Below are 12,776 nucleotides of genomic sequence, written 5' to 3'. Positions count from 1 at the left end.
GCTACCGCTCGGGCAGTGCCCGCCGGGTGAGGAGCCACGCGGTCACAGTGGTCTCGTGCCACCGCGGCTTGCGGGTTCCCTCGCCAATGTCGGGCTCCGGGGCCTGCTTGCGCGCGACGTAGCTGGTGAGGGTAGTGGTGGCGATCTTCGCGCGCTCAGCGACCTCCTCGGTGTCGAGCATCTGGCCGCCGAGCTCGACGTTGGCCTCGGCGAGGGAGGCGAGGATGCCAGCGGTCAGCTGGTGCGGTACTCCACCCACGCCCGGCAGGCCGCGGACATCCGCCGCCGTTTGCTCTGCAGATGCTCCGGCCCGACCAAGGCCATGCGTGCGGCGAACAGGGCGCGGGTCGCGGCCAGCGCGGTCACCGCGTCACCGGGGGCCGAGCTCCACGCGGGCACCCGGGCGGCCTTCTGCTCTGCCTCGGCGGGTGTGTGTCCGGCGTCGACCAGGCGGGGAACCAGCAGGGCCACGTCCACCCAGGCGGACCCCTGGCAGGCCATCGACCAGTCGACGACTCGGCACCGGTCTCCGTCGACGAGCAGGTTTCCCGCGTGCAAGTCAGCGTGAAGCAGGGATGCCCCGTCGAGTTCGTCCAGGTTGAGGGCTTTGACGAGCGGCTCGTAGTCGCCGTAGCCGGGGGAGTCCGCGAGGAACACCTCCGCCTCCCGTCGCAGGGCGGCGGCCTTGACTGTCACCGACGGTGCGCTGGGCCATGGGCACGGCACGGAGATGGCGGCGACCGCGTCCATCACGGCGGGGACGTCTAAGGAGCCGGGCGCCAGGTCAGCTTCCCGGCCAGGCGCGTGCTCGAAGAGCAGGAGGTGCCAGTCGGCGACATCGCCAGCCCACAGCAGGCGGGGCGCGGGGATGTCCGCGGGGAGCGCCTGGTTGGCGGCGCGCTCACGCAACAGGTGCCCGGCGACCGGTGCAGCAGCGGGGGCCGCCTTCACGAAGAAGACAGCCCCCTCTGCGGTAATGGTCGCGGCGACGCCGGAGGTCAGCCCGGCCTCGGCCGATCGGATGTTGACGACCGGGCCGGTCCGCTCCTCAATCGCGGCACGGGCAGATAGTGGCAGGTCAGCCCACTGCCTTCTTCGGACTGTCACTGCACCCCGCATAGCACTGGTTGCACTTGCCGCTGCTGCACTCGGCGGCGGTCGGCCACACCATCGGGTCGACCCGGTAGCCGGCCGCTTCCATCGCCTCGATGGTAGCCGCGAGACCGGTCCCCGTCCCGGAGTCGTCGGGGTTGTCGTCGGGGGCGTGGTGGATGAACCGGCCCGCGGCACGCTGGCAGAACTCGGCGTACTCGCGGGTGTAGAGGATGAACGTGTGCCAGCCGATGTCGACGGTGTCGGACGGGCCCAGGCCGGCGCCCGGGTTGGCGGCGCAGGTGGCCAAGAAGGCGAGCGCCTGCTCCATGATGACGTCGGCCTGGTGGGCGTGCTCGGGGTGGTCGACTGCGATCCGCGCGGTGAGCCGGTCGAACAGGTCGGGGGTGATGAGGGTGCGGGGGGTGGTGGCGGGCCGGTCGAGGATGACGGTCACGGAGTCCTCCGGGGAGGTTGGAGCCCTAACCCTGTGTTAAGGGCTGCTACTCCTTGACGTTCCTCCGGTCAGAGAGGAACGTCGAGGCTCCACCGATGTGAACCGATGTGAATGGTCCCCACATGGCCCCTAAACGATCACGTCCGGTCGTGAATCCAGCCTTGGCTACAGCGATTGACCAGGCAGGATGGACCCGCGCCGAGACCGCGCAACGCGTCAACGCCGTCGCCGCGGAAGCCGGCACCCCGCTGTATTACGACCACTCCACGGTCGGCCACTGGCTGACCGGGACGACTCCCCGCCCGGAGGGTATAAGCGCCGCAGTGGAGGCATTCCGCCGCAGCCTGCACCGGCCGGAGTTGACCGCCGCGGATCTCGGCTGGCCCGGCGTTGCCTCGGCGCCTGGTGCGACGGATGATCCGTGGCAAGGAGACGTGGTCGCCCGGCTGATGGCCCTCGGGGAGGACGACATGCTGAATCGCCGAACGATGCTGACCGCAGGAGCGTTCTCTTTGGCCGGACTCGCGGTCCCTCCGCCGATGAGCCCAGCCCGCGCGTCAGCGCGCCGAGGCGGCCCTGGAGACGTGGAGCGCATCCGTGACACCACTCGGCATTTCGCCGACCTTGACGACCTGTACGGCGGCGGCCACGCCCGGCGGGCAGCCGCCGCCTACCTGGTGCATGACGTCGCCCCGCTGCTGCACGGCACCGCGGGCAGGGCCAGGCCGGAGCTGTTTCGGGCTGCCGCGGAGCTGACGTACCTGGCGGCGTACATGGCGATGGACGCCGGCGTCCAAGGGCTCGCGCTGCGCTACTACGTGCAGACGGTGCGGCTCGCGGACGAGGCGGGGGATCGGGTGCTGCGCGCCACCTCGCTGCGGTCCATGGCAGTCCAGGCGCGAGAGCTCGGCCACAACCGTGAAGCGCTGGCGTTGGCGGATGGGGCGGCGTCCGCGCTCGGCGGCAAGGCTCCAGGGCGGACGGTGGCGTGGGTGACCGGGATGCAGGCCGAAGCGCACGCTGGGGTCGCGGACCGGTGGGATGCGCTGGCGCTGCTCCGTCAGACAGAGGCGCAGTTGGAGCGCGTCGACTCGATGCCGGACTCCGAGTTGGTCGGCAACTACCGGCGCGAAAGCCTGGAGCACCAGACCGGGCTCGCTCTCACCGCGCTCGGCGACCACGTCACCGCGGCGACGCACTACGCGGCCTCCATGCAGACCCGCAGGCCAGCAGAGCGGCGTACCCGCGCTGTGGTTGGTCTGAGGTGTGCCGGGGCGCACCTACAGGCCGGGGATCCTGAACGGGCCGCTACGGCTGTGCTGGGGTTGCGGCAGGACCTGGAGGGGGTCGTGTCAGCGCGGGTCCGCGGGGAGCTGCGGCAGCTACGTCAGGGATGGCAGGGGTACCGATCTGACGCGCACGTCGCGGAGGCTGACGCGTTGGCGGCCGGCCTGCTGCGTTGAGGCCCCGACTCCCCTCGCCGGAGCCGGGACACGATCATGAGACGTCTCAGGAGTCCCACGGGTTACATCCCATACTCGGCCGGCATACCGAGAGCCCCCGCCCTGTGTCGGGGCGGGGGCTCTCACATGGGGTGGCTACCGGGGCAGGAGCTCCGGGGCCCACTCGTGGCCATTGATGCACCGCACCAACGGCCCGTCCTGGCTGGTCTTCTCGCCCGGGTTCCAGCACGTCGGGCAGGTCGGGTAGGGCTCGCTCATGGTCTTCCCTCTCTTGTTAGAGGCCGAGGAGTACGGCGGCCTGCACGGCCCCGGTGATGTTGGCGGTGGACAGGCCGGATGCGACTCCCTGGGGGGAGCCGATGATGCTGGTGGAACCACCCCACCCGGATGCTTCGGTCGCGGCGGGGTCCTCCTTGTTGAGCTGGGCGGCCAGAGCTGCCCAGTCCAGGTGTGGCAGGGTGCTGCTGTTCCAGCGGGCCACGGTGTGCTTGCGGTGCGGCTCGCCCCCGGCGAAGGAGAACGCCGGGTTGGTGGCGACGACGACGGGGGCGTGCCGGTAGCCGATGCTCATGGCCAGCCGGTGCGCGCCGGTGACGGTCGCGATCTCGCCCCACACCTGCACCCGCAGGTCGGCCAGCGCCGTCTCTGCTTCCGCGAGCGCCCGCGCCCGGTAGTCGTCCTGGCCGGTGAACTGCCCACACAGGAGCCAGTTCCGCATCCGGAGCACCCTGTCACGGAGGGGCAGTCGGTGGTCCATGCACATGGCCTCCAGGGCGGTGGTCTCCCGCAGCAGGCTCTCCGCGCCCTCGATCGGGCGGGGGCCCGGCCACGGCCCGGTGGCCTCCTTGTCGGCGTCGGCGATGAGCTTGGCCCGCTCCAGCAGGCCGGGGCCGCCCTGAACGGCGCGGCCGTCGGCGAGGGTGTACGCGGTGTCGATGAGGCTGTCGCCGTACCCGGTCACAGCCTCCTCTCGGAGGGTGAGGATGGCCATGGCTCCGAGCGCGTCAGCGTCCGGGCGGACGGTGACCAGGCAGGTGCCACCCGGCGGGATCGGCCACGTCAGCGCCGCCTCGATCGCCGCCGTGGTCGCGTCCCCGCCGAGGTGCTGGGGGTCGATGTTGCCGAGGCTGCACCGGGCAGCCAGCGCGGGGATGGTGACCTCCACGCCGAGCACCGGCCCGGCCAGGATCGCGTCATTCGCGGTTGCCGCTTCCGGGGTACGGCGGAGGTCCAGGGCTGCGTAGGTGTAGATCATGGTCCCCTCCTTGGGGGGTTGTGTGCGGCCTGCCCCGGGCGGGGCTGACCGTGGGACCCCTCGGAGGGGCGATGAGGATCCTGCTTCCACTTACTACAGATGGACGAAGCCGAGCGGGGTCAGGCGGTAACGGATGTTGTCGTACGTGAGACCGCTCAGCTTGTCCGAGGTGCGATGGTCCTCGACAAGCTCAAACCCTCCCTCGGTGAGAACTTCTACGGCGCGGCCCAGGAGATCCTGGGCCGCTTGAATGTCGGAGGGGGTGGAGTTGGTCGGCAGCGCGGCCTCCATGACGACCCGGCCGGCATCCCCCCAGGAGAGCGTCTCCCCCTTGACGTAGATGCGGATCACTGGTTCTGGGAATGTCCGGGTGGGGTCGTGCTGGAAGTTCACCGGGATGCCCCTGCTGATCAGGTGTTCCGTGGCGCGGAGCCTGGTCAGGTGGGTTAGGACGTTGAGGGGGACGACGGCGGCGATGTGCTTGCCGTGGCGGGTGAGGTAGGTGACTTCCCGTCCGAATTGAGCGTTGTCCGCAATCGGGCCGATCTTGGCCCGTGCAGCCTCGATGCCGATCTCTCCGATGTTCACCTGTTCACCGGCAGTCGTAGCAGTGGCCGTTTACGGCTTGGAGCCCGGGGGCGTCGCCGTGTGGGTTGAGGGGGCCTCCGCAGCCCTGGCAGCCGCCGTGTCCGCGCCGGGGCGCCGGGGTGTTGCTGAGGCGGTTGGCCTCCAGGGTGGTGAGGCCGATGACGGCGTCTTCGCCCTCGCACTTGATGCCGTACGTGGCGCCCCCAGAGGGGTTGGCCAGCTTGACCAGCTGGCCGATGCCACCGAACGGCTGGCCGTCGATTTTCACCAGGTAGCCCTCCCGTCGGGGAGTGCGGGTGATAGCGGCGGTTTGGCCGCTTCGGAGCTTCTTCGAAAGCGTCATAGTTAAACCTTAAGGACCTTAAGGTTTTCTGTCTAGGGGTTTGCTGACTGCCGGGCGAGAAAGGTTGGGGCCCCAGGAACAGCCAAGCCCCCGCCGTAGCGGGGGCTCTCGCGGTGTGGCTATCGGTTCAGCCAGGCGTCCACGTCGACCTGTTCCCACAGCGGGGTACGCCCCACCCGATCCGTGGGGGGAGGGGCCAGCCGCTTGGACGGGTGCGCTTTGGATCGCCACGACGCGGCGGTCATGTGTCGGCCGTGGGTGGCCAGGTAGGCGGCGACCTGCTCGGCGGTCATCAGTGTGCTGGAGTCCTCCACCTGCACGAGCGGTTCCCCGCCTAGGCTGGAGCGGGTGGCGCCGACGATCCGCCAGCCGGGCGGGATCTTTGCCGCCTGCCGCTCCAGCCACTCGACGGCGGACATCGGGGAGTCGGCGGGGTACTTGTCCCAGCGCGCCCAGTCCATCGTGAGGGGCTGATCGGCCTGCTCGGGGGTGAAGTAGTGCTCCCAGTTCAGCTGGGTGTCGCGGATGCGCTTGTCGGAGCGCAGACGAATCGTGTCCGCGACGGCGGCAGCGCAGTGTGAGATGGCCTCGGCGAGCGCGCGGGCACGAGGCGACAGCTCATCCAGGTCCACCTCGTCGTAGGGGGCGATGACGCGCTTGCCGTCCTGGGTGCGGGCTGTGCGGATTTTGATTTTCACGGTGGCCATGGGGGTGTCCTAGATGCAGTCGCAGATGCGGGGGTCGAGGCCGCAGTAGTGGCACTCGTCGGCGGAGGCGCGGGAGAACAGGCCGGTCAGCGCGGTCATCTCGCGGTGGGCGAAGTCGCCTCGGTGTCCCTGCTGTGGGCGGGGCTGCGGCGGCGTCCATCCGGCCTCGTGGAGCGCCTTGCCCCTGGCGACCATGAGGCGGTCGTACTCGGTGTCAGCGGAGTACGAGCCGGTGGCCTCATAGGTGCGGTACTCGGCGATGCAGCGGGCGTCCTTGAAGGGGTGGCGGATGCCGAGCTTGGCGACAGCGGCTTCGAACTCGTCGCGGCTGATGGCGGTGATGGTCACGGTCTTGGCTCCCAGGACGATGCGGCGGGAGAGGGATGCGGCTTCGATGACCCACCGGCCGCCGAGCTTGATGGCGGCGATGACGCCTTTGCGGCACCAGGTGCGGATGGTGGCGACGGTGACGCCGGCCTGGGTGGCGGCTGCGGTGGTGTCCATAACCCAAGTATGCATTGTCACGATGCGCATCGTCAAGATGCACGCTTGGGTTAGGTAATGAGTCTGCCATTGGCGCCATCGCCAGGATCGCTCTGCCTGTGCTCACCCCGCCTGATCACCGCGGCTTCTTCCTCGGTCCCGCCTGCGGCGAGGTGGAGCCGCGCCAGCGCGGCGTCCCGGTCAAGACGGGTCAAGGCGGCGAGGGCGGCGCCGAGCTCAGGATCCATGCCGCCCATGCTCGCGTCTCGGGGTGATCGTGCGCAGGAAGACACAGCAACGCCCCCACCCCGAAGGGCAGGGGCGCCAGACCGTACAAGGTCAGATCTGGGCGACCGCGGTCTCTTCCGCGTCCTTGGCCGCCTGCTTCTCTGCTGCGTCGAAACACGGCTCGCACATCTGAGGCTCGTCGTCGCGCATGCTCACGAACAGGTGCTCTTCGCAGAAGTAGTGCCCACACCCGAACTCGTCGCCGCCCGGGGTGTGTCCGCAGAGGCAGCCGAGCCCGCGATCGATCTTCGCTTCGCATCCGTCCCGGTTGCAGGTGTCCTCGACGGCGTATCCGGCTTCGATCCTCTCGCCGTTCCGGTAAACCTCGTATCGCGCGTACCCCATGGCTACGAGACCGCCGCAGCCTGCTTGCCGCCCGCGTTGACGACCTCCTTGAACTCCGAGCCAGGCTTGAACTTCGGCCCCCAGTTCTCGGGGACACGGATCTGCTCGCCGGTGCCCGGGTTGCGTGCGCCGCGCTCCGGCTTGTGCTGCCTCTCGAAGGTGCCGAACCCCGGCAGGCTGACCCTGTCGCCGGACGCCACCGCAGACTGGATCGCGGAGAGGGCGGCGTCGAGCGTTTCGCTGGCGGCCTTCTTCGTCGCACCGGTCGCGGTAGTGATGGCCTCGATGAGCTGATTCCGATTCACGATCTATCTCCCACGTGAGGTGAGTTAACAATGTTTTCGCGAAGTTGCAGTGAATATCGCATATGTGGGGCAGACTGTGTGGCCGAACGTGATTCGGGGGATCGCGGGAGCATGATCGCTGCGACACCCGCATAATCCGCGTTATCGATGAAGTCACCACAAGACCTTCGCAACCTTCACCGAAGGGTCATTTTCGAGACGCCTCAGCGCGTGAACGTAGATTTTGGTCGTATCCGTCGACTCGTGACCAAGAGCCTCGGACACCTCGTCAAGGGACGCACCACGCTCTATGGCCAGCGTGGCGAAAGTATGCCGAAGCGCGTGCGGAGTGACACGCTCGGGACGATGTAGCCCAGCTTGCCGAGCGACCCGCTTCACAAGATCAGTGATGTCTCCAGCGAGCATCGGCCGACCGGCCGCGGTCGCGAACAACGGACCCTGTGCGAAGCCGCGCCCGACGAGGTAAGCACTCAAGACCTCCATCGCCTCCGGCGGAATCTGCCGGGTGCGGATCTTCTCACCCTTGCCGACGATCCTCACCGTCTGCATGCCGTGCTCGTAGCCGAGCGAGGCGTGCGTCAACGTCGTCACCTCGGCCACCCGAGGGCCGACCGAGAGCATGAACGGGATGATCGCCGCCGTCCGTAGCCTCTGCCATCCGTGGTCGTTCGCCGCGGCGTAGACCATCGCCCGCGCTTCGGACTCTGTCAGCGATACCGTGCTCGACTCCTTCCGGTTGGTTTCCGGACGGTTCGCGCCGCCGAACTCGTTCGCCTTGATGACCCGCCGGCGAACGAGGTAGCCGTACCACGACGACACCGCGGCGAGCTTCCGAGCAGCCGACCGGGCGGACAGGCCGCGCACCTGGAGCGAGCGGGCGTACACGTCGCCGTGGCCCACATCCACCGACAGCGGGTCGAGGTCGAACTGATTGCAGAACGCCAGCCACTCCCGGAGGTCCCTGCCATAGGCGGCGCCGGTGTGCGGGGACCTTTGGCGCATCAGCCACGCCCACACCAGCTCCTGAACCGACGGCTCCAGCAGAGACATCTCGCCGCGGAGTTGCTGCCGCCACAACGGCTCCGCCCCCTGGGATGACGGGGTGAGGGCGGAGCCGACGATCTGGCCAACGAGGACCGTCATGCCGCTACTCCGAGGTTCCGGCGCCGCTGGAGTGTGCGGCGGCTCCGCTCGGAGATGCCGCCCCAGATGCCGAACATGATCTCGTTGTCGAGCGCGTACTCAAGGCACTCGGCGCGCACCTCGCAAGAGCGGCAGATCTTCTTAGCGGGGCTGGGGCCGCCCTCCTCGGGGAAGAATGCCTCGGGGTCGGTTTCCGCGCACAGGGCGAGGTCCTGCCAGTCGAGTTCACGCTCAGGGATGTCGTCGTGCTGGCGGGGTGGCCAGTAGGTCGCGGTCATGAGAGGGCGCCTGACAGGTGGGCCAGGGCGATGGCGACGATCGTCACTCCCCCACCCATGCAAACGATCATGACTGTGGGCGTCCGCAGATGCTGGCCGCGGATCGAGCGGACCGCGACGTCGAGGGCGGCGAGATGGAAGACGGCCAGAAGGATCCAGAACTGGGCTGGCTGTAAGGGTGGGGCGAGGCTCATCAGATCGGGGTAGAAGATCAGTCCGAGCAGGGCGACGATGATCGTGATGGTCGCGTTCGTGATCTCTCTTGAGCGGCTCGGGCCTGCGAAGCGAGGCGTTCGCCGCCGGGCTGGCAGGGGTAGCTCGATGTCGTCGTCAAGGGGGGTCTGGGGGGCGTCGTCGGCCATGGCCGCTCTCCGTTCGTGATCTTGGCTGGTTACTGTGCGTGCGCGGGCGCCGAGCCGTGCGCGGCGCCGGGCGGACTGTGACGGCGACTGTGACGTTCCGGCTGTTCCGCCTCGTGTCCTTAAGGGGGGGAGGGGTTTGCGCCCGGTTTGCGCCCCTGTAACTGTGACGTGATCTTGCATCACAGTTACGGCGTCACACCTCCATCGTCAGCGACTCTGCGTAGTCGTCGAGGTCGCCGCGGCGGGTATGCCGAACCTCGTACACGCCATAGCCCTCGGCGTCCTCGACGCACCCCCACTCCTGCAGAGTCTTGAGCTCCTTACGCACCCAGGAGTCCCCTCGGCGAGCCCGCCGATCCAACGCGTCATACAGGTCACTCGGCCGGAAGGTGCCGCCCTCGCCGACGTCGTCGTGCAGCACAGCGAGCAAAACGTCCAGGGCCTCGTTGCGGTCGAGGATCGGCGCGAAATGCGCCTCGTCGGGATCCGGCGGGAACTCGATGTCGGCCGCGGCAACCGCGGGCCCCGCCATCTCGTCCTCGTCGCTTTGGGTGTAGCGCTCAAGCCCGTCGACCGCCATGCCCAGCACGGCGCCCGCCTCGTCGTCGCCATGCAGCATGTTCGCCATCTCGCCGACGACGTCCTCGGCGGCCTCGGTCAACTCGGCGCGCTCGTCTTCGGCCGTCGGCACACTGTCGTCTGGGTCGCCGAGGTCGAACCCCTCCTCCGGCTCCGCAGAGAGCGGAGCGGTCGAACTGGTGGCCGCAGGCAGGGGTGCGGCCAGGGCGGGGCGTTCGTCGAGCAGGGCCGCACCGGCGAAGGCATGCTGTTGTGGCCGGCGGCCGAACTTGGCCTCGATCTGCGCCCGGTACTGCTGGTAGGGCTCACCCCACGTCTTCGCCGTCCACGGGTCACACGGGTTGGCCAGGTGCATGTACTCGGCCAGGGCCGCGGCGATGTCAGATCCGTCAGGGGCATGCCGGGCGAACCGCGCCGGCACGGCTTGCCGCGACAAAGGCAACTCGGGGAACACGACGAGGCAGGTGCCGGGCTGCTTGTTCTTCCACGCGCCGGGGTTCACGCCGAGCTCAAGCAGTTCGGACGGCACCACGAGGGCGGCGTCGTCGTAGTCGTAGGTGCCGAACACCAGCATCGCAGCCATGTTCGAGCGGGCGTTCGTGTCGACGCGGTCGTGAATGCCTTTCTGCGCTTCCAGGATGATTTCAATGCCGACCGAGGCGGCCCGCTCGGTCAGCTTGGTCATGTCCTGGTTGTTGTACAGGGCGGCAGCCTCATACACGTGCACGGCCACCCATGACAGGCCGCAGCCCGGCTCCCACTCCCGGCACACCTTGCCGAGCAGGTTACGGCGAGGGTCGCCCAGCACCGCCGCACGGGTCGGGATCGTGGAGTTCACAAGCCGGTGAAAGAACGATCTGATCTTGGGGGCGGTGTCGAGCACATAGTCGGCGCCCTCAGCGATCGGGCCGAGCTGCTGGTCGGCCTTGACCGGGTCGCACACGACGAGGACCGCGTCGGATCGGGTGGCGATGTTGACGTCGAGCAGTTCGCCCGCGGCGCCCTTGCCTGCCCGGCTCATGCCGTAGATGCCGAGGTGAGACTGCATTTTAGGGTCGTCGTCGGGGGTGCGCGGCGCGACGTAGGGCAACGTCAGCGACAAGTCGAGCAGGTCCCGGTAGCGGCCGATGCCCTCGATGGGCTCGATCATCGACTCACCCGGCGCGTTCGGACCCTGCCAGTGCATCGCCACCTTGAGCGGGTCGCGGCGGGCAACACGCACGATCACCTGGTCGAGGTAGTCGCCGACGATGACCGACGCGCCACCGGCGATGCCGCCGGCGAACCGTGTCATCCGCTCCAGCAGCGGGCCCACATCCGAGGGGATCCCTGCCTCGCCGAGGTCGAGGCCGACTGCGAGCTCGTCGGCGTCGTCTTTGAACACGGTCATCTGCGAGTCGACCAGCGAGGGCGCGTGTTCGGCGGTGAATGTCTTCCAGCGCCGCGGCAGTGCCGTCGAGGCGCCACCGCCTTGGCGTTCGAGCTCGCGCATCGCCGTGCTGGTGTGGCGCCGGTTCCAGACGATCGCGGACGTGATGCCGAAGATCCCGGACGCGATGAGCACGTACTTGTCGGGGCCGTACGCCACGGTGTAGGCGATCACACCGACAGGCGCTGAGACGTTGAACAGCTCGTGTCCGCGGCCGAGGGTCATCCGGCCCCGGGTCAGCGTCAACGAGACGTACAGCATCACCAGGCCGGCGACGGCGATGCAGAGCGCGGTGAACGTCTGCACCTGCCCCCAGCGGGCCAGGAACCATGCCGCGGGGGCCAGGCCGAGCGCGGTCGCCAGCAGCGCCCAGGGCGCCAGGACACGCCATGCCTGCGACAGTTCGCCGCCGACGTCGCCGAGCGATTTGCGCAGGGTCTTTTCGCTGCGGCGGGTCTCCCGCAGCCCCTTGTTCGTCAGCACCTGCGACATCAGACGTCCATTCGATCGTTGACGTCGGGCTTCCACCGGCCCTCGGTCTTGCCGTACTTCTTCTCTCGCAGCCGGTCGATCTCGACTCCGGCGTGCTTTTCAAGGGCGGGGTAGAGGATCCGCACGCCGTGCCGGGCAACCCGAACGGCGACAGCAGCGGTGATGAGCCCCCTGGTGGCTTGCAGGGCGCGCAGGTACTTGTCCTCGCCCGTTCCGAGGCCCTGCTTGTGGGCCTCCTTCAGCAGGGCGAACACGCGCTTGACGAGCTCCTTGCGGCGCATCTCGAACTCGGTCGCCAGGTCACCGAGCAGCTCGTCGGCGGCTCGGCCGTACACCCGCACCTGTTCAGGTGTGCGGGTCGGGATCTTGCCGAGATCGGCCGATCGGCGTGCCACGGGTCAAACCTCCAAGATCGGGTTGTCGGGGTCGTCGTCTCGGCCGGGCGGCAACGTGCCGGGCGGCCAGATGACTGCGGGAGCCGGGCCAGCGGTACCAGGAGCCTTGGGCGCGAGATCGACGTCGTCGCGCTCGACTGGGTGGATGCGCGGCGTCGCGGCGCGGGCGCCGAGCCGCAGCCAGTACCAGGCCGCGCCCACCGCGGCGGCCACCACCAGGCCGGCCAGGACGACGCCAGCCAGGATCAGCGCGGCGACGAACGCACCGACCAGGCAGGTGGCGCCGAGGAAGGTCTTGGCCAAGCGGGCGAGGATGTGCGCGGGACGCCGGTGCATTCGCTCTTGCGCCCACCAGACGCGCAGCGAGGTGCCGTCGTAGCGGGAGCGCCGGAACCCGGCGAGCAGGGCGAGGACTCCCGCGGTGGCCAGCAGCCACGACAGGGTGCTCATCGGGGTGTCTTGGTTGGGCTGATCCACCGCGACAGGTTCGCGCGGAGGCTGCGCCACAGGGGCCACAGGACACCACCGGAGCAGATTCCCGCGACGAGTCCGGCGGCGACGAGAGCGACGTCTCGGTGCCAGCCGAGTACGCCGGCCACGAGGAAGTAGGCGCCGATGCCGAGGCCGGTCGTCACGACCAGCGCGCCGATCGAGATCTCCATGCCCCGCTTGCTCCTGGTCTGGGCGGGGGCGGTCTTGGCCGCGGTCTTCTTGCGGCGGATCGGCTGGAACGCTGAGTCAGCCATAGTCGGGCTTCCTTAAGGCGGGATAG

The 12,776-nt window shown here is 68.9% G+C and carries 20 protein-coding genes; 2 read left to right on the top strand and 18 right to left on the bottom strand.

Annotated elements, in window-relative coordinates; translation table 11 throughout:
- Position 1: 1 nt before the first annotated feature.
- Genes ACQP0P_RS36060 through ACQP0P_RS36050 form a run of 3 tightly spaced genes read right to left on the bottom strand, consistent with a single transcriptional unit; the run spans position 2 to position 1,549 of the window.
- Entirely contained in the window at positions 2-259 is a 258-nt protein-coding gene (locus ACQP0P_RS36060) for a helix-turn-helix transcriptional regulator (protein WP_433363934.1), read from the bottom strand.
- Entirely contained in the window at positions 235-1,107 is an 873-nt protein-coding gene (locus tag ACQP0P_RS36055) for a phosphotransferase family protein (RefSeq protein ID WP_433363931.1), read from the bottom strand. The genes ACQP0P_RS36060 and ACQP0P_RS36055 overlap by 25 nt, the downstream gene beginning before the upstream one ends.
- Positions 1,079-1,549, bottom strand: a complete 471-nt coding sequence (locus tag ACQP0P_RS36050) for a glycine-rich domain-containing protein (protein WP_433363928.1) — start codon at positions 1,547-1,549, stop codon at positions 1,079-1,081. Before ACQP0P_RS36050 ends, ACQP0P_RS36055 begins: the two co-directional genes overlap by 29 nt.
- Positions 1,550-1,710: 161 nt before the next feature.
- Here ACQP0P_RS36050 and ACQP0P_RS36045 point away from each other — a divergent pair, with 161 nt between their 5' ends.
- Positions 1,711-3,012, top strand: a complete 1,302-nt coding sequence (locus ACQP0P_RS36045) for a hypothetical protein (RefSeq protein WP_433363925.1) — start codon at positions 1,711-1,713, stop codon at positions 3,010-3,012.
- A 135-nt stretch (positions 3,013-3,147) separates the two neighbouring features.
- On the opposite strand, the gene ACQP0P_RS36040 is transcribed toward ACQP0P_RS36045, so the two are convergent.
- From ACQP0P_RS36040 to ACQP0P_RS36015, 6 genes are all read right to left on the bottom strand, one after another.
- Positions 3,148-3,270, bottom strand: coding sequence for a hypothetical protein (locus ACQP0P_RS36040; protein WP_433363922.1), 123 nt, complete (start codon positions 3,268-3,270; stop codon positions 3,148-3,150).
- A gap of 16 nt (positions 3,271-3,286) precedes the next feature.
- Positions 3,287-4,267: a hypothetical protein gene (locus ACQP0P_RS36035; protein WP_433363919.1), complete on the bottom strand. Its 981-nt coding sequence runs from the start codon at positions 4,265-4,267 to the stop codon at positions 3,287-3,289.
- Positions 4,268-4,360: 93 nt separating this feature from the next.
- Positions 4,361-4,855: a hypothetical protein gene (locus tag ACQP0P_RS36030; RefSeq protein ID WP_433363916.1), complete on the bottom strand. Its 495-nt coding sequence runs from the start codon at positions 4,853-4,855 to the stop codon at positions 4,361-4,363.
- Positions 4,856-4,859: 4 nt separating this feature from the next.
- Positions 4,860-5,198 carry a hypothetical protein gene (locus ACQP0P_RS36025; protein WP_433363913.1) on the bottom strand — a complete coding sequence of 113 codons (339 nt, stop codon included), beginning with the start codon at positions 5,196-5,198 and terminating at the stop codon, positions 4,860-4,862.
- A 119-nt stretch (positions 5,199-5,317) separates the two neighbouring features.
- Complete coding sequence (locus ACQP0P_RS36020) at positions 5,318-5,905, bottom strand: hypothetical protein (protein ID WP_433363910.1); 588 nt, start codon at positions 5,903-5,905, stop codon at positions 5,318-5,320.
- A gap of 9 nt (positions 5,906-5,914) precedes the next feature.
- Complete coding sequence (locus ACQP0P_RS36015) at positions 5,915-6,409, bottom strand: helix-turn-helix domain-containing protein (protein ID WP_433363907.1); 495 nt, start codon at positions 6,407-6,409, stop codon at positions 5,915-5,917.
- A gap of 98 nt (positions 6,410-6,507) precedes the next feature.
- Here ACQP0P_RS36015 and ACQP0P_RS36010 point away from each other — a divergent pair, with 98 nt between their 5' ends.
- Positions 6,508-6,663: a hypothetical protein gene (locus tag ACQP0P_RS36010; protein ID WP_433363904.1), complete on the top strand. Its 156-nt coding sequence runs from the start codon at positions 6,508-6,510 to the stop codon at positions 6,661-6,663.
- Between the two features lie 64 nt (positions 6,664-6,727).
- On the opposite strand, the gene ACQP0P_RS36005 is transcribed toward ACQP0P_RS36010, so the two are convergent.
- The 9 genes from ACQP0P_RS36005 to ACQP0P_RS35965 form a co-directional block, all read right to left on the bottom strand.
- Positions 6,728-7,021 carry a hypothetical protein gene (locus ACQP0P_RS36005; protein ID WP_433363901.1) on the bottom strand — a complete coding sequence of 98 codons (294 nt, stop codon included), beginning with the start codon at positions 7,019-7,021 and terminating at the stop codon, positions 6,728-6,730.
- 2 nt (positions 7,022-7,023) lie between these two features.
- Positions 7,024-7,326 (bottom strand): HU family DNA-binding protein, encoded by a 303-nt coding sequence (locus ACQP0P_RS36000; protein WP_433363898.1) that lies wholly within the window; start codon positions 7,324-7,326, stop codon positions 7,024-7,026.
- A 153-nt stretch (positions 7,327-7,479) separates the two neighbouring features.
- Entirely contained in the window at positions 7,480-8,376 is an 897-nt protein-coding gene (locus ACQP0P_RS35995; RefSeq protein ID WP_433363895.1) for a tyrosine-type recombinase/integrase, read from the bottom strand.
- Between the two features lie 89 nt (positions 8,377-8,465).
- A complete protein-coding gene (locus tag ACQP0P_RS35990; protein ID WP_433363893.1) occupies positions 8,466-8,747 on the bottom strand; it encodes a WhiB family transcriptional regulator in 282 nt (93 codons plus the stop codon).
- Positions 8,744-9,109: a hypothetical protein gene (locus tag ACQP0P_RS35985; RefSeq protein WP_433363890.1), complete on the bottom strand. Its 366-nt coding sequence runs from the start codon at positions 9,107-9,109 to the stop codon at positions 8,744-8,746. The genes ACQP0P_RS35990 and ACQP0P_RS35985 overlap by 4 nt, the downstream gene beginning before the upstream one ends.
- 193 nt (positions 9,110-9,302) lie before the next feature.
- Positions 9,303-11,609 carry a hypothetical protein gene (locus tag ACQP0P_RS35980; RefSeq protein ID WP_433363887.1) on the bottom strand — a complete coding sequence of 769 codons (2,307 nt, stop codon included), beginning with the start codon at positions 11,607-11,609 and terminating at the stop codon, positions 9,303-9,305.
- On the bottom strand, positions 11,609-12,004 hold the full coding sequence (locus ACQP0P_RS35975) for a hypothetical protein (RefSeq protein WP_433363884.1): 396 nt from the start codon (positions 12,002-12,004) through the stop codon (positions 11,609-11,611). The genes ACQP0P_RS35980 and ACQP0P_RS35975 overlap by 1 nt, the downstream gene beginning before the upstream one ends.
- Positions 12,005-12,007: 3 nt before the next feature.
- A complete protein-coding gene (locus ACQP0P_RS35970; RefSeq protein ID WP_433363881.1) occupies positions 12,008-12,454 on the bottom strand; it encodes a hypothetical protein in 447 nt (148 codons plus the stop codon).
- Positions 12,451-12,750, bottom strand: a complete 300-nt coding sequence (locus ACQP0P_RS35965) for a hypothetical protein (RefSeq protein WP_433363878.1) — start codon at positions 12,748-12,750, stop codon at positions 12,451-12,453. Before ACQP0P_RS35965 ends, ACQP0P_RS35970 begins: the two co-directional genes overlap by 4 nt.
- Positions 12,751-12,776 lie beyond the last annotated feature (26 nt).

The organism is Streptosporangium sp. CA-115845 (assembly GCF_050943795.1).
GTDB lineage: Bacteria > Actinomycetota > Actinomycetes > Streptosporangiales > Streptosporangiaceae > Streptosporangium.
Note: the sequence above shows the minus strand (reverse complement) of the source record. Positions and strands in the feature narration are given on the sequence as shown.

What these genes read in the sequence shown, in the direction of transcription:
- ACQP0P_RS36040 (WP_433363922.1), bottom strand. Translation starts at nt 3,270, where the DNA reads ATGAGCGAGCCCTACCCGACCTGCCCGACGTGCTGGAACCCGGGCGAG.
- ACQP0P_RS36035 (WP_433363919.1), bottom strand. Translation starts at nt 4,267, where the DNA reads ATGATCTACACCTACGCAGCCCTGGACCTCCGCCGTACCCCGGAAGCG.
- ACQP0P_RS36025 (WP_433363913.1), bottom strand. Translation starts at nt 5,198, where the DNA reads ATGACGCTTTCGAAGAAGCTCCGAAGCGGCCAAACCGCCGCTATCACC.
- ACQP0P_RS36020 (WP_433363910.1), bottom strand. Translation starts at nt 5,905, where the DNA reads ATGGCCACCGTGAAAATCAAAATCCGCACAGCCCGCACCCAGGACGGC.
- ACQP0P_RS36015 (WP_433363907.1), bottom strand. Translation starts at nt 6,409, where the DNA reads ATGGACACCACCGCAGCCGCCACCCAGGCCGGCGTCACCGTCGCCACC.
- ACQP0P_RS36005 (WP_433363901.1), bottom strand. Translation starts at nt 7,021, where the DNA reads ATGGGGTACGCGCGATACGAGGTTTACCGGAACGGCGAGAGGATCGAA.
- ACQP0P_RS35995 (WP_433363895.1), bottom strand. Translation starts at nt 8,376, where the DNA reads ATGTCTCTGCTGGAGCCGTCGGTTCAGGAGCTGGTGTGGGCGTGGCTG.
- ACQP0P_RS35990 (WP_433363893.1), bottom strand. Translation starts at nt 8,747, where the DNA reads ATGACCGCGACCTACTGGCCACCCCGCCAGCACGACGACATCCCTGAG.
- ACQP0P_RS35985 (WP_433363890.1), bottom strand. Translation starts at nt 9,109, where the DNA reads ATGGCCGACGACGCCCCCCAGACCCCCCTTGACGACGACATCGAGCTA.
- ACQP0P_RS35980 (WP_433363887.1), bottom strand. Translation starts at nt 11,609, where the DNA reads ATGTCGCAGGTGCTGACGAACAAGGGGCTGCGGGAGACCCGCCGCAGC.
- ACQP0P_RS35970 (WP_433363881.1), bottom strand. Translation starts at nt 12,454, where the DNA reads ATGAGCACCCTGTCGTGGCTGCTGGCCACCGCGGGAGTCCTCGCCCTG.
- ACQP0P_RS35965 (WP_433363878.1), bottom strand. Translation starts at nt 12,750, where the DNA reads ATGGCTGACTCAGCGTTCCAGCCGATCCGCCGCAAGAAGACCGCGGCC.